The sequence below is a fragment of the Pseudoalteromonas sp. BZA4 genome, from assembly GCF_040104395.1.
Lineage (GTDB): Bacteria > Pseudomonadota > Gammaproteobacteria > Enterobacterales > Alteromonadaceae > Pseudoalteromonas.
The window spans coordinates 1-17,008 of sequence record NZ_JBECOT010000037.1; the positions used below are offsets into that span (position 1 = coordinate 1).

General features: G+C 41.5%; 14 protein-coding genes. 13 read left to right on the forward strand and 1 reads right to left on the reverse strand.

All coding sequences use genetic code 11. The features are described 5' to 3' along the window. The first annotated feature begins 288 nt into the window (after positions 1–288). The 5 genes from ABMY41_RS14615 to ihfA all read left to right on the forward strand — a co-directional run bounded on the left by ABMY41_RS14615 (position 289) and on the right by ihfA (position 5,817). Positions 289–1,344 (forward strand): DUF2066 domain-containing protein, encoded by a 1,056-nt coding sequence (locus ABMY41_RS14615; RefSeq protein WP_062565108.1) that lies wholly within the window; start codon positions 289–291, stop codon positions 1,342–1,344. After that, entirely contained in the window at positions 1,344–2,054 is a 711-nt protein-coding gene (gene hda, locus ABMY41_RS14620) for a DnaA regulatory inactivator Hda (RefSeq protein ID WP_171037157.1), read from the forward strand. Before ABMY41_RS14615 ends, hda begins: the two co-directional genes overlap by 1 nt. 77 nt (positions 2,055–2,131) lie before the next feature. Beyond that, positions 2,132–3,112: a phenylalanine--tRNA ligase subunit alpha gene (gene pheS / locus ABMY41_RS14625; RefSeq protein WP_054552893.1), complete on the forward strand. Its 981-nt coding sequence runs from the start codon at positions 2,132–2,134 to the stop codon at positions 3,110–3,112. A gap of 15 nt (positions 3,113–3,127) precedes the next feature. Then, entirely contained in the window at positions 3,128–5,515 is a 2,388-nt protein-coding gene (pheT, locus tag ABMY41_RS14630; RefSeq protein ID WP_349275217.1) for a phenylalanine--tRNA ligase subunit beta, read from the forward strand. A gap of 2 nt (positions 5,516–5,517) precedes the next feature. Then, complete coding sequence (ihfA, locus tag ABMY41_RS14635; protein WP_002960690.1) at positions 5,518–5,817, forward strand: integration host factor subunit alpha; 300 nt, start codon at positions 5,518–5,520, stop codon at positions 5,815–5,817. Between the two features lie 64 nt (positions 5,818–5,881). Here ihfA and ABMY41_RS14640 read toward each other — a convergent pair whose 3' ends face one another. Next, on the reverse strand, positions 5,882–6,688 hold the full coding sequence (locus ABMY41_RS14640; protein WP_055021158.1) for a DUF2989 domain-containing protein: 807 nt from the start codon (positions 6,686–6,688) through the stop codon (positions 5,882–5,884). A 174-nt stretch (positions 6,689–6,862) separates the two neighbouring features. Between ABMY41_RS14640 and ABMY41_RS14645 the strand changes: the two genes are divergently transcribed. From ABMY41_RS14645 to ABMY41_RS14680, 8 genes are all read left to right on the forward strand, one after another. Then, a complete protein-coding gene (locus ABMY41_RS14645) occupies positions 6,863–8,305 on the forward strand; it encodes a glyceraldehyde-3-phosphate dehydrogenase (protein WP_054561210.1) in 1,443 nt (480 codons plus the stop codon). A gap of 202 nt (positions 8,306–8,507) precedes the next feature. Next, on the forward strand, positions 8,508–9,635 hold the full coding sequence (locus tag ABMY41_RS14650; protein WP_349275220.1) for a M14-type cytosolic carboxypeptidase: 1,128 nt from the start codon (positions 8,508–8,510) through the stop codon (positions 9,633–9,635). Positions 9,636–9,921: 286 nt separating this feature from the next. Further along, entirely contained in the window at positions 9,922–11,424 is a 1,503-nt protein-coding gene (locus ABMY41_RS14655) for an alanine/glycine:cation symporter family protein (RefSeq protein WP_251598610.1), read from the forward strand. A 151-nt stretch (positions 11,425–11,575) separates the two neighbouring features. Continuing rightward, positions 11,576–11,902 (forward strand): hypothetical protein, encoded by a 327-nt coding sequence (locus tag ABMY41_RS14660; protein ID WP_054553080.1) that lies wholly within the window; start codon positions 11,576–11,578, stop codon positions 11,900–11,902. Position 11,903: 1 nt separating this feature from the next. Then, entirely contained in the window at positions 11,904–12,185 is a 282-nt protein-coding gene (locus tag ABMY41_RS14665) for a DUF1315 family protein (protein ID WP_054561213.1), read from the forward strand. Next, positions 12,175–14,856, forward strand: a complete 2,682-nt coding sequence (locus ABMY41_RS14670) for a DUF349 domain-containing protein (protein ID WP_349275223.1) — start codon at positions 12,175–12,177, stop codon at positions 14,854–14,856. The genes ABMY41_RS14665 and ABMY41_RS14670 overlap by 11 nt, the downstream gene beginning before the upstream one ends. Before the next feature lie 54 nt (positions 14,857–14,910). Continuing rightward, positions 14,911–15,468 (forward strand): DUF1439 domain-containing protein, encoded by a 558-nt coding sequence (locus tag ABMY41_RS14675; protein WP_054561215.1) that lies wholly within the window; start codon positions 14,911–14,913, stop codon positions 15,466–15,468. 111 nt (positions 15,469–15,579) lie between these two features. Further along, on the forward strand, positions 15,580–16,986 hold the full coding sequence (locus tag ABMY41_RS14680; protein ID WP_062565112.1) for a sigma 54-interacting transcriptional regulator: 1,407 nt from the start codon (positions 15,580–15,582) through the stop codon (positions 16,984–16,986). Positions 16,987–17,008: the final 22 nt, after the last annotated feature.

Here is a 17,008-nt window from a genome sequence, read left to right on the forward strand (position 1 = left end):
ACTTTACCTAGAACCTCCAGCAGAGGGATACGCAGCACCAAACACCCAGACCGCGCGGCTGAGTGCTGACGGCTGAAAGCTGATAGCTCTGTGTTGGGTTTCGCTCCGCTCTACCCAACCTACGCCAGACCCTCAAACTTTACTCTTGCTAACTTTCTCCTTTCAAACTCGCTAACTTTACTCTCGTAACTCACGAACTCGCTCAGCTACCGTTCATTAAATTAACTTTGCTTTGTTTATGGCTTTGATTTAGGATCAAATCAGTTTAAAAGCAAGAACTAATGGCCTGTGTCTAGATTACTTATTTGTTTATTATTATTATTTTCGAGTGCTTCAACTTTCGCTGTTGAGGTGACTAATTTATATCAAGATACTCTTAAAGTTGCAGACAAATCACGTGATGCTCGTTTGGCAGCAAGCCGTGAAGCACTGCTAAATGTGCTGGTGAAAGTGAGTGGTGATACAAGCGCAGATCAAAACCCTGTTGCTAAACAGCGCACGCGTGACATTTCAGATTACATGCTCAAATTCGAATATGACGAAAAAGCAGATGGCAGTTTAAATCTGGTTGTTAAGTTTGAGGCAAATAAGATTAATGCATTAATCAAAGATCTTGGCTTGCCATTGTGGGGCACGCGTCGTCCTTTAGTGGCTATCTGGTTAGGCATTGAAGATAACTGGCGCCGTGAATTGGTTACTCAAGAGTCTTACCCGCAGCTCGAACAGCTTATATACGACAAAGCTGGTCGCCGTGGTTTACCTGTGGTTGTGCCATTACTTGATTTACAAGACCGCGCTATTGTTGGTATCCCAGAAGTGTGGGGTAATTTCTCAGAACCCGTAGAGCGTGCATCGAGTCGTTATAGTGCAGAGCGCAGTATTACTGCAAGAATGTACCAACAAGCTGATTCAGAAACTTGGATCCTAGATTGGCGTTTTACTAATGCAGAATTATTTGATACCAATCGTTTGATGGGTGATAAGCAGCAAATTGTTGCAGATATGATTGACAGTTTAGCGGGTGGTTTAGCAGCAGAATATGCCATTGATCCAACAATGATTGGCCAACTTGCGACAGCAACCTTCTATCTTAAAGGTATCAATAACTTTGTTGATATTGAATTTGCTAAACGCCGTTTAGAAAGCTTAAGTGTTGTTACTCGCGCTGTGATATCTGTACGTACGCCTGATACCGTACAATTTATAGTTAATCACACTGGCAGCATGAATGATTTTAGAAAAGCGTTAGAACTTGATAGTGCCTTTAAAGCGTATCAGGACCCGCGTGATTTTTATCAAGTGGTCAATAAAGATGAGCTTGAATATCAGTGGCAGGGGCTTTAATCGAAGTGCAAGAACCAATGCAAATGGCATTGCCAGTTACTTTGCCTGATGATGAAACATTTACTTCTTATTTTGGTGGCGAAAACTCTCTTGAAGTGAGTCACCTTAAAGATGCGTTTACCAAGCTCAGTAATAAATTTCAATATACCTACTTATGCGGTTTAGGTGATTCTGGTAAATCCCACCTATTGTACGCGACCTGTATTCATGCCCAAGAGCGCGGTTTATCAACCATGTTACTTTCAATGCGTGAAGTGATTGATTATGGTCCTGTTGTGCTTGAAGGTCTGGAAAATCTTGATGTGTTATGTATCGATGACGTGCACTTAGTGGCAGGCAACGATGCATGGGAGAAAGGATTATTTAACTTTTTTAATCGCTTTAATGAGCCGGGTAAATACCTTGTGGTCACAGCTGATTTATTACCTGACATGCTGCATATCAATCTTCCTGATTTAGTATCGCGTTTGAAGTGGGGCACAACATTACAAATTCGCTCAATGAGCGATGATGATAAAGCGGAAGCCCTCGTACGCCGTGCTCATATGCGCGGCCTTGAACTAACTGATGAATGTGCGCGCTTTTTATTAACGCGATTAAGCCGCGATATGCGTGCATTATTAGACGTTTTAGACAAACTTGACCATGCCTCAATGGCTGCACAAAGAAAATTAACAATTCCTTTTATAAAATCAACGTTAAAGCTTTAGTAGGGCTAGAATCTAGTCCTTGCTTTCAGTTATCATTAGCTATTACAAAAATCCTTCTGTGAAAGACCAGGTACTCAATGAACTTAGAAAATATTTTAGCGCAAGCACTTGAGGCAGTTGCCAGTGCGAATGAAATCGCGCAACTAGAAGATATCAGGGTTAATTACCTTGGTAAAAAAGGTGAAATCACCAGCTTACTTAAAACGCTAGGCAAGATTGCCCCTGAAGAGCGTAAAGAAGCGGGTCAAGTGATTAACCAAGCAAAACAAGAAGTACAAACAGCCATTAACGAAAAGCGTGAGTTACTAGCAAGTAAGGCTCTTGAAGAGAAACTAGCTGCAGAAACGATCGACGTAACTTTACCGGGTCGTGTTATGCCAACAGGTGGCTTACACCCAGTAACTCGTACTATTGAACGTATTGAAAGCTTTTTTGGTGAGTTAGGTTTTGCGGTTAAATCAGGTCCTGAAGTTGAAGATGATTTTCATAACTTCGATGCGCTAAATATTCCTGAGCACCACCCAGCGCGAGCTGACCATGATACTTTCTATTTCAACCCTAAACTTGTGTTACGTACGCAAACGAGTGGTGTACAAATCCGTACTATGGAAACTGAGCAGCCACCGCTACGTATCATCTCTCCAGGTCGTGTTTATCGTAACGATTATGACCAAACACACACGCCAATGTTCCACCAAGTGGAAGGCTTAATGGTTGATACAGATGTAAGCTTCACTGAGTTAAAAGGTATTCTGCACGACTTCTTACGTAACTTCTTTGAAGAAGATATGGAAATCCGTTTCCGTCCTTCTTACTTTCCATTTACTGAACCATCAGCTGAGGTTGATGTTATGGGTAAAAACGGCAAGTGGTTAGAGGTATTAGGCTGTGGCATGGTTCACCCTAACGTTCTTAAATCAGTGGGTATTGATCCAGAAAAATACACGGGCTTCGCATTCGGTATGGGTGTAGAGCGCTTGACTATGTTGCGTTACGGCGTAAACGACTTACGTGCATTTTTCGAAAACGATTTAAAATTCCTAAACCAGTTCCGTTAAGAGTGAAGATATAAAATGAAATTTAGTGAAAAGTGGTTAAGAGAGTGGGTTAATCCAGCAATCGACACACAGGCTCTTTCGGAACAGTTATCAATGGCTGGTCTTGAAGTTGACGGTGTTGAGCCTGCAGCAGCAGAGTTCACAGGCGTTGTTGTTGGTGAAGTGGTTGAGTGTGGTCAACACCCAGATGCTGATAAATTACGTGTAACTAAAGTAAACGTAGGTGGTGATGAGCTACTTGATATCGTGTGTGGTGCACCTAACTGTCGTCAAGGTTTAAAAGTAGCTGTTGCGACAGTTGGCGCTGTATTACCTGGCGACTTCAAAATTAAAAAAGCCAAACTTCGTGGTCAACCTTCACACGGTATGCTGTGCGCATTCGTTGAGTTAGGTATCAGCGAAGAAGGTGATGGCATCATGGAATTACCAAGTGATGCACCAATCGGTACTGATTTACGTGAGTACTTAAGCCTAGACGACAACATTATTGATGTTGACTTAACACCTAACCGTGGTGATTGCCTAGGTATTAAAGGTTTAGCGCGTGAAGTAGGCGTACTTAACAGTGTTGATGTAAACACACTTGAAATCGCACCAGTTGCTGCAACGATTGATGACAAAGTATCAATTGAGCTTGTAAATGATGATGCGTGTCCTCGTTATTTAGGTCGTGTGATCAAAGGTATTAACCTTGATGCAGAAACACCACTTTGGATGGTAGAAAAACTTCGTCGCAGTGGTATTCGCTCAATTGACCCTGTTGTTGATGTAACAAACTACGTGTTATTAGAGCTAGGTCACCCAATGCACGCATTTGATTTAAATGCGATTGAAGGTGGTATTAAAGTACGTAGCGCAAATGCGGGTGAAGAGTTAGTTCTGTTAGATGGCAACACAGCTAAACTAAACGAATCTACGCTTGTAATTGCTGATCATAACAAAGCGCTTGCTATTGCAGGTATTTTTGGTGGTGAAAAATCAGGTGTAACTGAAGCAACATCAGACATTTTGTTAGAAAGTGCGTTCTTTAACCCTGTCGCTATTGCGGGTCAAGCACGTAGCTACGGTTTACACACTGATGCGTCACACCGTTACGAGCGTGGTGTCGATTTTGCACTGCAAAAAGATGCAATGGAACGTGCGACAGCATTACTTCTTGAGATTGTTGGCGGTGAAGCAGGCCCAGTTGTTGAAGCAGTCGCAACTGACAAGTTACCAAAAGTAACAGAAGTGCGTTTACGTCGTGAGCGTTTAGACCGTGTAATTGGCCATCACATTGATGATGCAAAAGTAACTGACATCCTAACGCGTTTAGGTTTAGACGTGAAAATTGTTGATGGTGTATGGAGTGCTGACGTACCTAGCTATCGCTTTGATATTCGTATCGAAGAAGATTTAATTGAAGAAGTTGCGCGTGTTTACGGCTATAACAGTATTCCTAACGTTGCACCAACTGCTAAATTAAAAATGACTAACCATGACGAGTCTCATGTTGCGGTCACTAAATTCCGCAATACGCTTGTAACTCGTGGTTACCAAGAAGCAATTACGTACAGCTTTGTTGATCCAAAAGCACAAGCAATTTTACACCCGCAAAGTGATGCGCTTGTATTACCACACCCAATTTCTGTTGAAATGTCAGCAATGCGTGTTAGCTTAATGCCGGGTTTATTAGCGTCATTAGTTTATAATCAAAACCGTCAGCAACCACGTGTACGTTTATTTGAGCACGGCTTAAAATTCTTACGTGACGAAAATGCTGAAAACGGTGTAAACCAAGTGGCTGTCATTGGTGGTGTAATCTCTGGTCTTGCACACGGTGAACATTGGGTTCAAGAAAAGCGTAGCGTTGATTTCTATGACTTAAAAGGTGATGTTGAAGCACTTTTAGCAATTAGCAACGATTCATCACGTTTTGAGATAAAAGCAGAGCAGTCTGATGGCTTACATCCAGGCCAATCAGCCGTTATTTATGTTGATGGTAAAAAAGTAGGTTTCTTTGGTGCAGTGCACCCACAAGTGCAAAAGTCACTAGATATCAACAACACAGCATTTGTGTTTGAAATCGAAATGTCTGCACTAGAAAAAAGAAAATTACCAGAAGCAGTGGCAGTGTCGAAATTCCCGTCAAACCGCCGTGATATCGCGATTTTAGTGGAAGATCACGTAAAATCTGGCGATATTTTAAATGTCATAGAAAAAGTTGGCGGAAATCAATTGGTTGACCTAAACTTATTCGATGTGTATAAGGGCAAAGGTATTGAGCCAAATTATAAGAGTTTGGCGATTGCTCTAACACTGCAAGCGGTTGATAGAACGCTCGAAGAGAAAGATATCAATCAAGTAGTTGATAATGTGGTGGCCGCACTGGCCGAACAATTTAACGCATCGTTGAGGGACTAGATATGGCGCTTACTAAAGCCGACATAGCTGAACACCTATTTGAAAAACTCGGGATCAATAAAAAAGATGCCAAAGATTTAGTTGAAGCGTTTTTTGAAGAAATCCGCTCAGCGCTAGAAAAAGGCGAGCAGGTTAAGCTCTCTGGATTTGGTAACTTTGATCTTCGAGATAAGAAAGAACGTCCAGGCCGCAATCCGAAAACAGGTGAAGATATTCCTATTTCGGCGCGCCGAGTTGTGACTTTTAGACCAGGTCAAAAGCTAAAAACTCGTGTAGAAGTTGGTACAAGCAAAGCAAAATAAGAAAAGGCAGCGTTAGCTGCCTTTTTTATTTGTCTGAGCACTGCACATTAGCGAGTTGGAATTATCAAAACCCGCGTGGTGATACGAAGCTTCCTTCTTGGATACTGTCGTAAGTTTTTTGTGCTAAATCATCTAAGCTGTCTAGGCTTTTGCCTGCGGCAGCGAGTTGATGCTCAATAGGTAATATATCGACATCTTCATACCCTGATAATTGTGCTACACGTGCAAAGGTGTAGGCATGCTTATACTTTTCATGTTTGTAGAATAAGCTCACAAGAGTAGGGTAGATCTCAGGGTTGGGTGCTTCACCTGCTTTATTTAGCTCTAGCGTTTTGTAGAGCAAATCAATGGTTTTTTCATCATCAAACTTCACGTAGTAGCTTGCCAAGAAAAACTGCATTTCGGCATCTTCAGTCACCCGTTTATCTTGCTTTTCTTCCAGGGCGAGCAATTTAGTTAACGCAGATTGGTCGTTATTACGCGACCAATGGTAATACAATAAACCTGGGTGGTCAGTATTTTTGGTATCTTGAAAAATTCGAGTCATTTCTTTGATGCTTGTTAAATGACCTTCAACACGAGACGTGGTTTTTTCTTTTAGTTTTATGTGCTCAATCTTGGCGGCAAGCGACACACATTGATCGTATTTCTCAAAATCCTTTAATAATTGGTATTTGTTTTCGTCTGTTGGTGACTTATATTCAACATAACGTTGAATGATGACCTCGGCACGTTGCTCTTTGCAGTGACTATCTTTATTTAAATCACTGCAGAAGCCAGGTGTTTCGTCGCACACTTTCGCTAGTGTAAGCGGATCTTCACAGCCTGCTAATGCCAATAAACCAAGCAACACGCTTGCTCTTAATAACATTCCTTAACCTCTACTTAATTTGTACTACTTTATTCTAGCGCAATGATTTGTTCTGTAACAGTGGAGAATCGTTCGAGTTTAAATTAGAATACCCATGCCTGAGATGTGTTGCTCTCAAATCACAACACATTTTTTAAGGCTATCCGTTCAAAATTGTTTAATTAGGTAAAAAAAATGACCTCATCTCACGAGTTAGAATACACAAGCAGCTGGCAAGAACGTCAAGATTACGCAGAAAGTATGCAACCTATTATTGGTAGACTTTACCGTAATCGTGGTATCGAAATCGCTGTATATGGCCGTCCTCTCGTTAATGCCAGTACAATCGATATCATCAAAGCACACAAAACAGTTGCTCAGTTTGAAGGTACAAAACTACGTTTACGTGAAAGCTTCCCTTTCTTAGAAGCAATTAGCAAAATGGACTTAAACTCAGCACGTATCGATATTGGTAAACTAGCGTATGGTTATTTGTTTAACGATGCTGCGAAAGGTCGCTCAGTTGAAGAATACTTAACTGACGAACTAGCAGAAATCGCAAACTCAGAGCGCAAAGAGCCACGTGATGTTGTGTTATACGGTTTCGGTCGTATCGGTCGTTTATTAGCTCGTCTATTAATCGAAAAGTCAGGTCCTTATGCAGACCTACGTTTACGTGCAATCGTTGTACGTGGCGGTAAAGACGGCGACTTAGAAAAGCGTGCAAGCTTACTTCGCCGTGACTCTATCCACGGTCCATTCAATGGCTCAATCACAATTGATAAAGAGCGCAATGCAATTAAAGCTAACGGTAGCTACATTCAAGTTATCTATGCTAACTCTCCAAGCGAAGTAGATTACACAGCTTACGGCATCGAGAATGCACTTGTTGTTGATAACACAGGTATCTGGAAAGACGAAGCAGGCCTTGGCCAGCACTTAGAAGCAAAAGGCGCAGCAAAAGTATTATTAACTGCACCAGCTAAAGGCAACATCAAAAACATCGTATACGGTGTAAACAACCAAGATATCAAATCTGAAGATAAGATTGTGTGTGCAGCAAGCTGTACAACCAATGCTATTACCCCTACGTTGAAAGCACTTAACGATAAGTTTGGTATCAAAAACGGTCACGTTGAAACAGTTCACTCGTACACAAATGACCAAAACTTAATTGATAACTACCACAAAGCTGAGCGTCGTGGCCGTGCTGCTGCACTTAACATGGTTATCACTTCAACAGGTGCTGCAAAAGCGGTTTCTAAAGCTTTACCTGAGCTTGAAGGTAAACTAACTGGTAACGCTATCCGTGTTCCTACGCCAAACGTATCAATGGCTATCTTGAACTTAAATCTTGAAAAAGGTACAACTGTTGAAGAACTAAATGCGTTCTTACGTGAAACAGCACTTCATTCAGACCTTCGTGATCAAATCGATTACACAGCGTCTACTGAAATCGTATCGACTGACTTAGTAGGTAGCCGTTACGCAGGTGTTGTTGATTCACAAGCGACAATCGTAGATGACAACCGCGTTGTACTTTACGTTTGGTACGATAATGAGTTTGGTTATAGCTGTCAGGTAGTACGCTGTATGCGTGATATGGCTGAAGTAACTTTCCCAAGCTTACCTCGCTAATACCTAAGTTATAAAGAATCTAGAAGCCAGCATTATGCTGGCTTTTTTAGTCGTGAAAGTTTTTGCAAATTTTCAGCATGTGATAGGCTGTTAAGGGTCTACACCATATTACTAACAAAACGTTCTAACTACAGAGCGTTGACTTAATTCTTAACTAACAAGCGAATAGCTAAGAATTATTTTTAACCAATAGGTTTATAGAATGAAAATCACCAGCAATTTTGACAGTGGTAATATCAAGGTTATTGAAGCCGTTGAACCACTGAATATTCAATTAGAAATCAATAAAGACAATCAGTCTGATTTTTTCCAGTGGTTTCACTTTCGTCTTGAAACAACTGCGTTTCAAAACCATAAATTACACATTAATAACCTAGAGAACTCAGCATACCCTGATGGCTGGGAAGGTTATCATGCGGTTGCATCATACGACCGTCAAACTTGGTTCCGTGTACCATCTGAGTACGCAAACGGCACGCTATCATTCGAAGTTGAGCCTGAGTGTAGCAGCATGTACTTTGCTTACTTTGCGCCATACAGCTATGACCGCCACTTAGATTTACTAGCATGGGCACAAAGCCAGCATGCTTGTGAAATAGAAACATTAGGCGAAACCCTTGATGGCCGTGACATGAGTGTTTTACGTGTGGGTATTCCTAGCAGTGAGAAGAAAAAAATCTGGATCACGGCGCGCCAGCACCCAGGCGAAACTATGGCTGAGTGGTACGTTGAAGGTTTACTTCATAAATTACTTGATGATGAAGACCCACATGCAGCGGCACTATTATCTAAAGCGGTATTCTACATCGTGCCAAATATGAACCCAGATGGCAGTGTGCGTGGTCACCTACGTACTAACGCTAAAGGCGTTAACTTGAACCGTGAATGGCAAACACCGAGCATGGAAAATAGCCCTGAAGTTTTCTTAGTGCTTAACAAAATGCGTGAAACGGGCCTTGATATGCACTTAGATATTCATGGTGACGAGGCAATTCCTTATAACTTTGTTGCGGGTAGTGAAGGTATCCCAGGCTACGATGATCGCTTAAAAGAGTTAGAAGATAGCTTTAAAGCTGCGCTTTTAACTGTGACGCCTGAGTTCCAAGACGAACATGGTTATCCAAAAGATGAGCCGGGCCAGGCTAACCTAACTGTCGGTTCTTCTGCTGTTGCGCATGAATTTAATGCATTAGCTTACACGGTAGAGATGCCATTTAAAGATAACGATGATTTACCAGATCCAGATTACGGTTGGTCAGATCGTCGCTCGTATCAATTTGGTCAAGATACGTTAGCGGCTATTGTTAACGTGGTTGATAAATTAAGATAACGAACCTTACGGGCATCAGCAAAACTGATGCCCGTAATTGTATCTGGGAGTAAATAAACCAATCGGTGGAGTGCAGGATTTATAAAGTGGTAATTTTGTAGGGACATTTGTCATATTGAAAATTAACTGTTAACAAACTTGGTTGGTTTAAGTTAATATCCAGTGTGTTCAGCTGTGAAGTAACAAAATCTCACTTTTATTTCTCACAGTCATCGTGACGCATTCTCACAAGCTTACGCTGAGTATCGTAGCGAAAATAAAAAATATAAATATAGAGGATATATCCATGGAAGCTTTAGTAAGCGCCGTTAACGACATAATTTGGAGTAGTGCGCTCATTTATTTATGTCTAGGTGCAGGTCTGTTTTATTCTATTTTAACCCGGTTCGCACAAGTCAGACATTTTAAAGAAATGTGTAAGTTATTGCTTAGCTCTAATAATTCAGATACGGGTATTTCTTCGTTCCAAGCACTTGCTGTATCGTTATCAGGGCGTGTAGGTGTCGGTAATATTGCCGGTGTTGCTGCTGCAATCGGCTTTGGTGGCCCAGGTGCGATTTTCTGGATGTGGATAGTTGCGTTCCTCGGCGCAAGTACTGCGTATGCAGAGTCAACACTTGGTCAAATTTATAAATCAGAAGAAGACGGCCAATATCGCGGTGGCCCAGCATATTACTTCGACCGCTGCTTACAGCAAAAGTGGTTAGCCGTATTATTTGCAGTATCGGCGATTATTGCTTGTGGTGTGTTCCTTCCGGGCGTTCAAGCCAATGCGGTAGGTAATGCATTCACACAAGTTTTTGGTGAAGGCACATTGGTTAGCACCAGCTTTGGTGAAGTAGGTAGCTTTAAGCTAGTTGCGCTTGCAATCATCTTAATTGTGCTTGCATTTATCATCTTTGGTGGCATTAAACGTATTGCAAACTTCACACAAATCGTGGTGCCATTTATGGCGCTAGGTTACATCGTGTTAGCTTTAATCGTGGTGTTCTTAAACCTAGATAAAGTGCCAGGTATCTTCTCAATGATCTTATCTGATGCATTTACCGCGCAAGCAGGCTTTGGTGCTGCTATTGGTTGGGGTGTTAAACGTGGTATTTACTCAAACGAAGCAGGTCAAGGTACGGGTCCACATGCAGCATCAGCTGCTGAAGTTGATCACCCAGCTCAACAAGGCTTAGTGCAAGCATTTTCTGTTTATGTTGATACCATTTTTGTTTGTACAGCAACGGCGCTAATGATTCTAATCACTAAACAATACAACATTGTGGGGGAGTTACCTGCAGGTCAATTCATTGTGCAAAACGTTGATGCGGCAACAGAAGTAGGCTCTGCAGCTTTCACACAAATGGCATTATTTAGCGTATTTGGTGGCTTTGGTGAAGCATTCGTTGGTATTGCTTTATTCTTCTTCGCATTTACCACAATTCTTGCTTATTACTATATTGCTGAAACGAACGTTGCTTACTTAAACCGTTATTTCAAAGGCAATATTCCACTGGTTATTGTAAAGGTTGTCATCATGTTTATGGTGGCTTACGGTATGGTAAATAGCTCTGGTTACATCTGGAATATTGGTGATATTGGCGTTGGCTTAATGGCCTGGATCAACATTGTCGGTATTTTGGCTATTTTCTTTGTCGCAAAACCTGCTCTTAACTGCTTACGTGATTACGAAGATCAAAAGAAAGCCGGTGGCGAAATCACTTTTGATCCAGTTAAATTAGGCATTAAAAATGCGACTTTCTGGGAAAAGCGTCTAGCTGAAAAGGCGAAACAGAAACAATAAATCAGGTTTTTGAGTTTTTGTAGTGAATTTAGTTGTGCAGGTTTTCGAATCTTCACAAATGAATGAAATTCAAATAAGACATCGACTCATAAAACAAGTACAATAAAGGGCGCCTAAAGGCGCCTTTTTTATGCGTAGTATGGAGAAAGATATGGCGATTATTAGTTGCCCGCAGTGTGCAAAATCAATATCTGACAAACATAAGCAATGCCCGCATTGTGAATGCCAAGTCACCGATCTAAGCAATGAGCAATTGCAGCAAATGCAAAAAGAAACGCGCATTCGTAGACAACAAAAGTTTATGAATCAGTCTTTCCTCGCACTGATTTTATTTTTAGGGGGCTTTTTCTGTTATTACTTTATGCACCCCGAAGCAAAGTCTCTTGAGTGGTATGCCTATACATCGGCAATGGCAGTAGGTTTTGTGTGGTATCTTGTAAGCCGCATCTATTTAGTTGTTTTAAAAAAGAAAAAGTAACATGAACATTGATCACATCGTTAAAAATATCACCCCAGAAGTATTTGAACGTCTTCAGTATGGTGCCTCAACGGGTAAGTGGCCTGACGGCACTCCTTTGTCTGAAGAACAAAAACAACAAACCGTTCAACTCGTGATGCTTTATCAAGCTAAAGTTTCGCAAAGCAATGAGCAGTTTACCATTGGCGCAAATGGTGAAATGGTGCAAAAGAGCAAAGCTCAATTGCAAAAAGAATTCGCATCAGAAAATGAAATAGCTAGGTTTAGTGAAAATGATCTTTAAACACCTGTTTACTCCAAAGTGGAAGCATCCTAAAAACCAAGTGCGTTTAGCTGCGGTAGAACGTCTTGATACAGAGCGTGACCTTAGCATCTTAAATAGCATTGCCCTTGAAGACAGCTCAGCTGAGATCCGCAAAAAAGCATTAAACAAAGTGAACGATATTGTTTTGTGGTGGCAAGCATACAAGCAAGACCAAGCACTTAAAGACGTTGCAGAACAGCATATTAACCAAGCGGTTTTAAATACCGATAGCCAGCTAGATGCAAATATCAAAAATGAGTTTATTGAGCGTTATGCACCTGTCAAAACTCTTGAGAAACTCGCCTTTGCAGAAAAAGAACTTCAAGTTCGCGTTAAGTTATTAAAGCGTTTAGCAAACTCAAGCCTAATTGATAAAGCTTTTAAAGAAGGCCGTGAAGAGCTGCAATTGCAACTTGTTGAGCTTGTGATTAATCATCAACTTGCTAAATCATTATTAAAGCATGCAAAAGGTGAGGCACACACACAACTGGCGACTCATCTTGACAATGAACGCTTAGCGATAGAAATGCCTGCCAAAGTAGAAGCTGATACACGTGTGGTATTAGCAAAGCTTAATGCGCTTCGTGATAAAAATGACTTTCAGTTAGTGTCGATGCAACATGCTGAGTTATTACAGCAGTGGCAAGCTATCGAACTAAAATGGCTGAGCGATGAGCAAGTAAGCACGTTAGATAAGAAATATTCAGCGATTACGCAAAAGCTTGAGTCTCATATTGCACTTTTAAGTAAAGAGCATGAAGCAGCGCAGCAAGCGTTAGCTGAACAACAACGTCAGGTATTAGCCCTGGCAAGCCTTGAAGCAATTGGCGAAGAAATTGAAAATGCATTGCAATTAGGCTTAGAAACGCCAGAGCAAATTCAGCAAGATTGGCTAGAGGCAAAAGTTGCAGAGGCAAAAAATGCGTTAGCAGAGGCGAACTTATCTGAGAACAAACATGTTAGTGATGTAAAACTGCACTTAACAAATTTATTTAACCAAGTCGAACAGTTACCGCAACTGGTTAGTGCTATTGCTGAGTTTAAAGAGGCATTTGATCAATTAAACTCAGTTGCGACAACCGAAGACGAAAGCGAGTTTGACGGGCTAAAACAGCAGTTTGAGCAACAGCAAAAATTAGCACGCAAAAAGCTGGCAAGTATTCCTAGTCGTTTACAAGGTCGCTTTAAAGCCAATTTAGCAGAAGTAGTAAACAGCTGGCAGCAAGCGATGGCACCGCTGACGAATAAGTTTGAGAAAAATCAACAAACAGCGAAGCGTAAAGCTCGCGATGTAAAACGCTTAATTGACCAAGGTCGCTTTAATGTTGCCTTTGGTGTGTTTAAAGGTTTTGAAGAGCTATACGCAACACTTACAGACTATTATAAGCAGCCATTAAATAGCTTGAAAGCTGATTTAGAAGCGCAATTAGCAGAAGCAAAAGATTGGCAAAAATACGCATCAGCGCCAAAGCGTGATGCATTACTTGTTGAAGTAAATGAACTAGTTGCAACCGAGTGCACTGACCCTAAACAACGCGCAGAGCAAGTTAAACAGTTACGTCGTCGTTGGAATGAGTTAGGGCGTTTAGATACTGATGCAGAAAAGCAACAAGGCGAGTTATTCGATCAACAAATTGAATTACTGTTTGCGCCGTGTCGTGAGTATTTTGCAGAGCAGGAGCAGCAACGTGAACAAGCTAAAGCACAGCGCGTTGAAATAATCTCGCAAATGCAGCAGTTAACAGAGCTTGATAGCTCTTCTGATGAGTTTGATTGGAAGCAGTTTGAAAGCAAGTTCAACCGTACCGCAAAAGCGTGGCGTTCTGCAGGTAACGTCGATCCTAAAACATACCGTGAACTACAAGCGCAATTTAAAGCTGCGCAATCACAAGTTCAAGGTCAACTTGCTGCATTTCATAAAGCAAACGCTGAGCAAAAAGCGGCACTTGTTGAGCAAGCAACACAGTTATCGCAAAGCGATGATTTAGCTGCTGCGTGCCAGGAGCTAAAAGCACTTCAACAAACATGGCAGACTATTGGTTTTGCTGGAATGAAAGCTGAAAACACTTTGTGGCAGCAATTCAGACGAGTTAATGACGACACCTTTGCTAAGCGCAGTGCCGAGTTTGAACAGCAAAAGCAAGTTCAGCAACAAAATGACGAAGTTGCCGCAGAGCAATTAAGTGAGCTTGAGTCTGCACTTGAGACCGTGGTGCACCTTGCACAGCTTAAAGATTTAACAGTGAAGCTTGCAGAGCTTGAGTACTCAAAAGCATTATCGGCACGCGTGACTCAGTTAGAGAGCGCGATTAGCGCAAAAACAACGCTGATCAGCAAGCAAGCAGAGCAGTCTAAATTAACGGCTTTATTTGCAGCTCTTGAGAGCCACAGTGAACTGCCTTCGCAGTTCCAAGCTTCATTAATAACTAATCTAAACGCTGCGCAGCTGTTAACTCGTATCGAAATTCTAGCGGGCGTTGAATCGGCTGATAGTCAGTTGCGTATGACAGAGCAAGTTGCGATGTTAGATGATAAACACCGTGGCGAGCACGCAGATGTTTATTATTACTTAAAGCAATTACTTGCAGTCAGTGAGGGTTCAGTTTCAGCTGACACACTAGCAAGGCTTAAAGCAATATTTGCAATTTAACGAATAAAACCGCTTTTTTAAGCGGTTTTTTTCCGTGTGTTTTTGAGGAAAACAATGAGAATTTTATTACTACTTACCTGTTTATTTTTAGGGGCATGTAAAAGTACAGATCAAGGGATGTCTGTTTACTCGTTTACCAATTCTGAAATTGAAGCAGCCCTTGCTAATCAATTACCAAAACTAAGTGAACAGATTAAGCTGATGGGCTTACCAGTTGATTTTGCGGTAAACGACCTGAGTGTCAATGTTGGCCCTGATAAGCGTGATGTGGTGGTTTTAGGAGCCGATTCTAGTGCTGTCATCAAAGCATTTGCGCTTAAGTATCCAGTACGTTTAAAGCTACAAATTGAAGGTAGCCCATTTTATGACAGCGAGAAAAAAGCGGTCTTTTTACGTAATGTAAAACTGGTTGATACAACAATCGACACCGCGGGTTTCAAGGGCAGTTTAAACTTATTAGATGACCAAGCAATGCAAGTGATTAACGGCTTTTTAGCGGTTAACCCTGTCTATAAGCTAAATATGAACGACCCTAAAGTCGCATTGTTGAGCAAACTACCATTAGATATGAAAGTATCTCAGGGTGAAATTATTTTAGTGCCCACACTGTAAAACTATTTGATATTTTAAAGCGGCTTCTAGCCGCTTTTTTTGTAATTGCTTGTTAAGCATGTTCAACCTTGTCATAATTTCTCGTGATATTTCGCGAATTGAGTGATGGCTATGATCAAGGAATTTTTAAACGACCCCACATTACTGCTAAATGCCGTAGGTGAAGGTATTTATGGCTTCGATTTATCGGGTAATGCAGTTTTTGTAAACCCTGCTGCGGAGCGCATGACAGGCTGGAAAGCAGACGAACTCCTTGGTAAAAAAATACACCAATATCATCACCATACTCGTAAAGATGGCTCACCATATCCTGCTGATGAATGCCAAATATATTGCACTATGTTCGATGGCAAGCACCGTCATGTAAACGATGAAGTATTCTGGCGTAAAGATGGAAGCTATTTTGCTGTTGAGTATACTTCAACGCCAGTTTATAAAAATGGTGCCTTGATTGGGGCAGTCGCGATTTTTCGCGATGTATCCAAACAACAGCAAACAGAAGTGGCGTTGCGTGATGCCTTAGCACAAGTTCAGCACTTATCTGAGCAGCTACAAGCTGAAAATGCTTACCTTATTTCAGAGTTAAATGAAGATTGGCAAGACTCTGGCTTAGTTGGGCAAAGTCATTCATTTCAAAGTATGCTCGAGCAAATTACCTTGGTAAGCCAAACCAATAGTACGGTTTTGATTTTAGGTGAAAACGGCACGGGTAAAGAGCTAGTGGCACGAAACCTTCACCGCTTAAGCAATCGTGCTGAGCAACCTTTCATAAAAGTAAACTGCGCGGCGTTTTCCGCCAACTTAATTGAGTCTGAGTTATTTGGTCATGAAAAAGGGGCGTTTACTGGCGCTAATGAACGCAGAAAAGGGCGTTTTGAACTGGCTGATAAAGGCACTTTATTTTTAGATGAAGTGGCAGAGCTGCCATTAGAGGCGCAAAGTAAATTACTGCGGGTACTACAAGAGCAAGAGTTTGAGCGCGTCGGGGGCAGTCAAACTTTAAAAGTCGATATCCGAGTGTTAGCTGCAACAAACCGTAACTTGTGGCAAATGGTTGAGCAGGGCAGTTTTCGAATGGACTTGTATTATCGCTTAAATGTGTTTCCTATTCGTGTGCCTGCGCTTCGTGAGCGCAAGGAAGATATTCCACTACTTGCAGCAAATATTATTACGCAGCTGAATAAGCGCTTAGGTAAACAGTTAAAAGGGCTAAGCAAAGCAACACTCACTAAATTGGCTAATTATGATTGGCCAGGTAATATTCGTGAGCTACAAAATATTCTAGAACGTGAAGCTATTCTGTCTAAGCAAGCTGTATTACAGCTGTCTGCACCTTTGAGTAACGAGCAATCAAATGAGCAGGTGGTTTCTCTTGATGCTGTACAAAAGCAGCATATTTGTGAGGTGCTAAAACGCTGTAACGGGCAAATATCAGGTGAAAATGGTGCTGCAACCTTGCTGGGCCTGCCAGAAAGTACCCTTAGATCAAAGATGAAAAAGCTGTCAATAAAGCGCTAATTCGCGATATATCACGAGTATT

Coding starts and splice junctions, on each gene's coding strand:
- pheS (WP_054552893.1), top strand. CDS start 2,132: ATGAACTTAGAAAATATTTTAGCGCAAGCACTTGAGGCAGTTGCCAGT.
- pheT (WP_349275217.1), top strand. CDS start 3,128: ATGAAATTTAGTGAAAAGTGGTTAAGAGAGTGGGTTAATCCAGCAATC.
- ihfA (WP_002960690.1), top strand. CDS start 5,518: ATGGCGCTTACTAAAGCCGACATAGCTGAACACCTATTTGAAAAACTC.
- ABMY41_RS14640 (WP_055021158.1), bottom strand. CDS start 6,688: ATGTTATTAAGAGCAAGCGTGTTGCTTGGTTTATTGGCATTAGCAGGC.
- ABMY41_RS14645 (WP_054561210.1), top strand. CDS start 6,863: ATGACCTCATCTCACGAGTTAGAATACACAAGCAGCTGGCAAGAACGT.
- ABMY41_RS14650 (WP_349275220.1), top strand. CDS start 8,508: ATGAAAATCACCAGCAATTTTGACAGTGGTAATATCAAGGTTATTGAA.
- ABMY41_RS14655 (WP_251598610.1), top strand. CDS start 9,922: ATGGAAGCTTTAGTAAGCGCCGTTAACGACATAATTTGGAGTAGTGCG.
- ABMY41_RS14660 (WP_054553080.1), top strand. CDS start 11,576: ATGGCGATTATTAGTTGCCCGCAGTGTGCAAAATCAATATCTGACAAA.
- ABMY41_RS14665 (WP_054561213.1), top strand. CDS start 11,904: ATGAACATTGATCACATCGTTAAAAATATCACCCCAGAAGTATTTGAA.
- ABMY41_RS14670 (WP_349275223.1), top strand. CDS start 12,175: ATGATCTTTAAACACCTGTTTACTCCAAAGTGGAAGCATCCTAAAAAC.
- ABMY41_RS14675 (WP_054561215.1), top strand. CDS start 14,911: ATGAGAATTTTATTACTACTTACCTGTTTATTTTTAGGGGCATGTAAA.
- ABMY41_RS14680 (WP_062565112.1), top strand. CDS start 15,580: ATGATCAAGGAATTTTTAAACGACCCCACATTACTGCTAAATGCCGTA.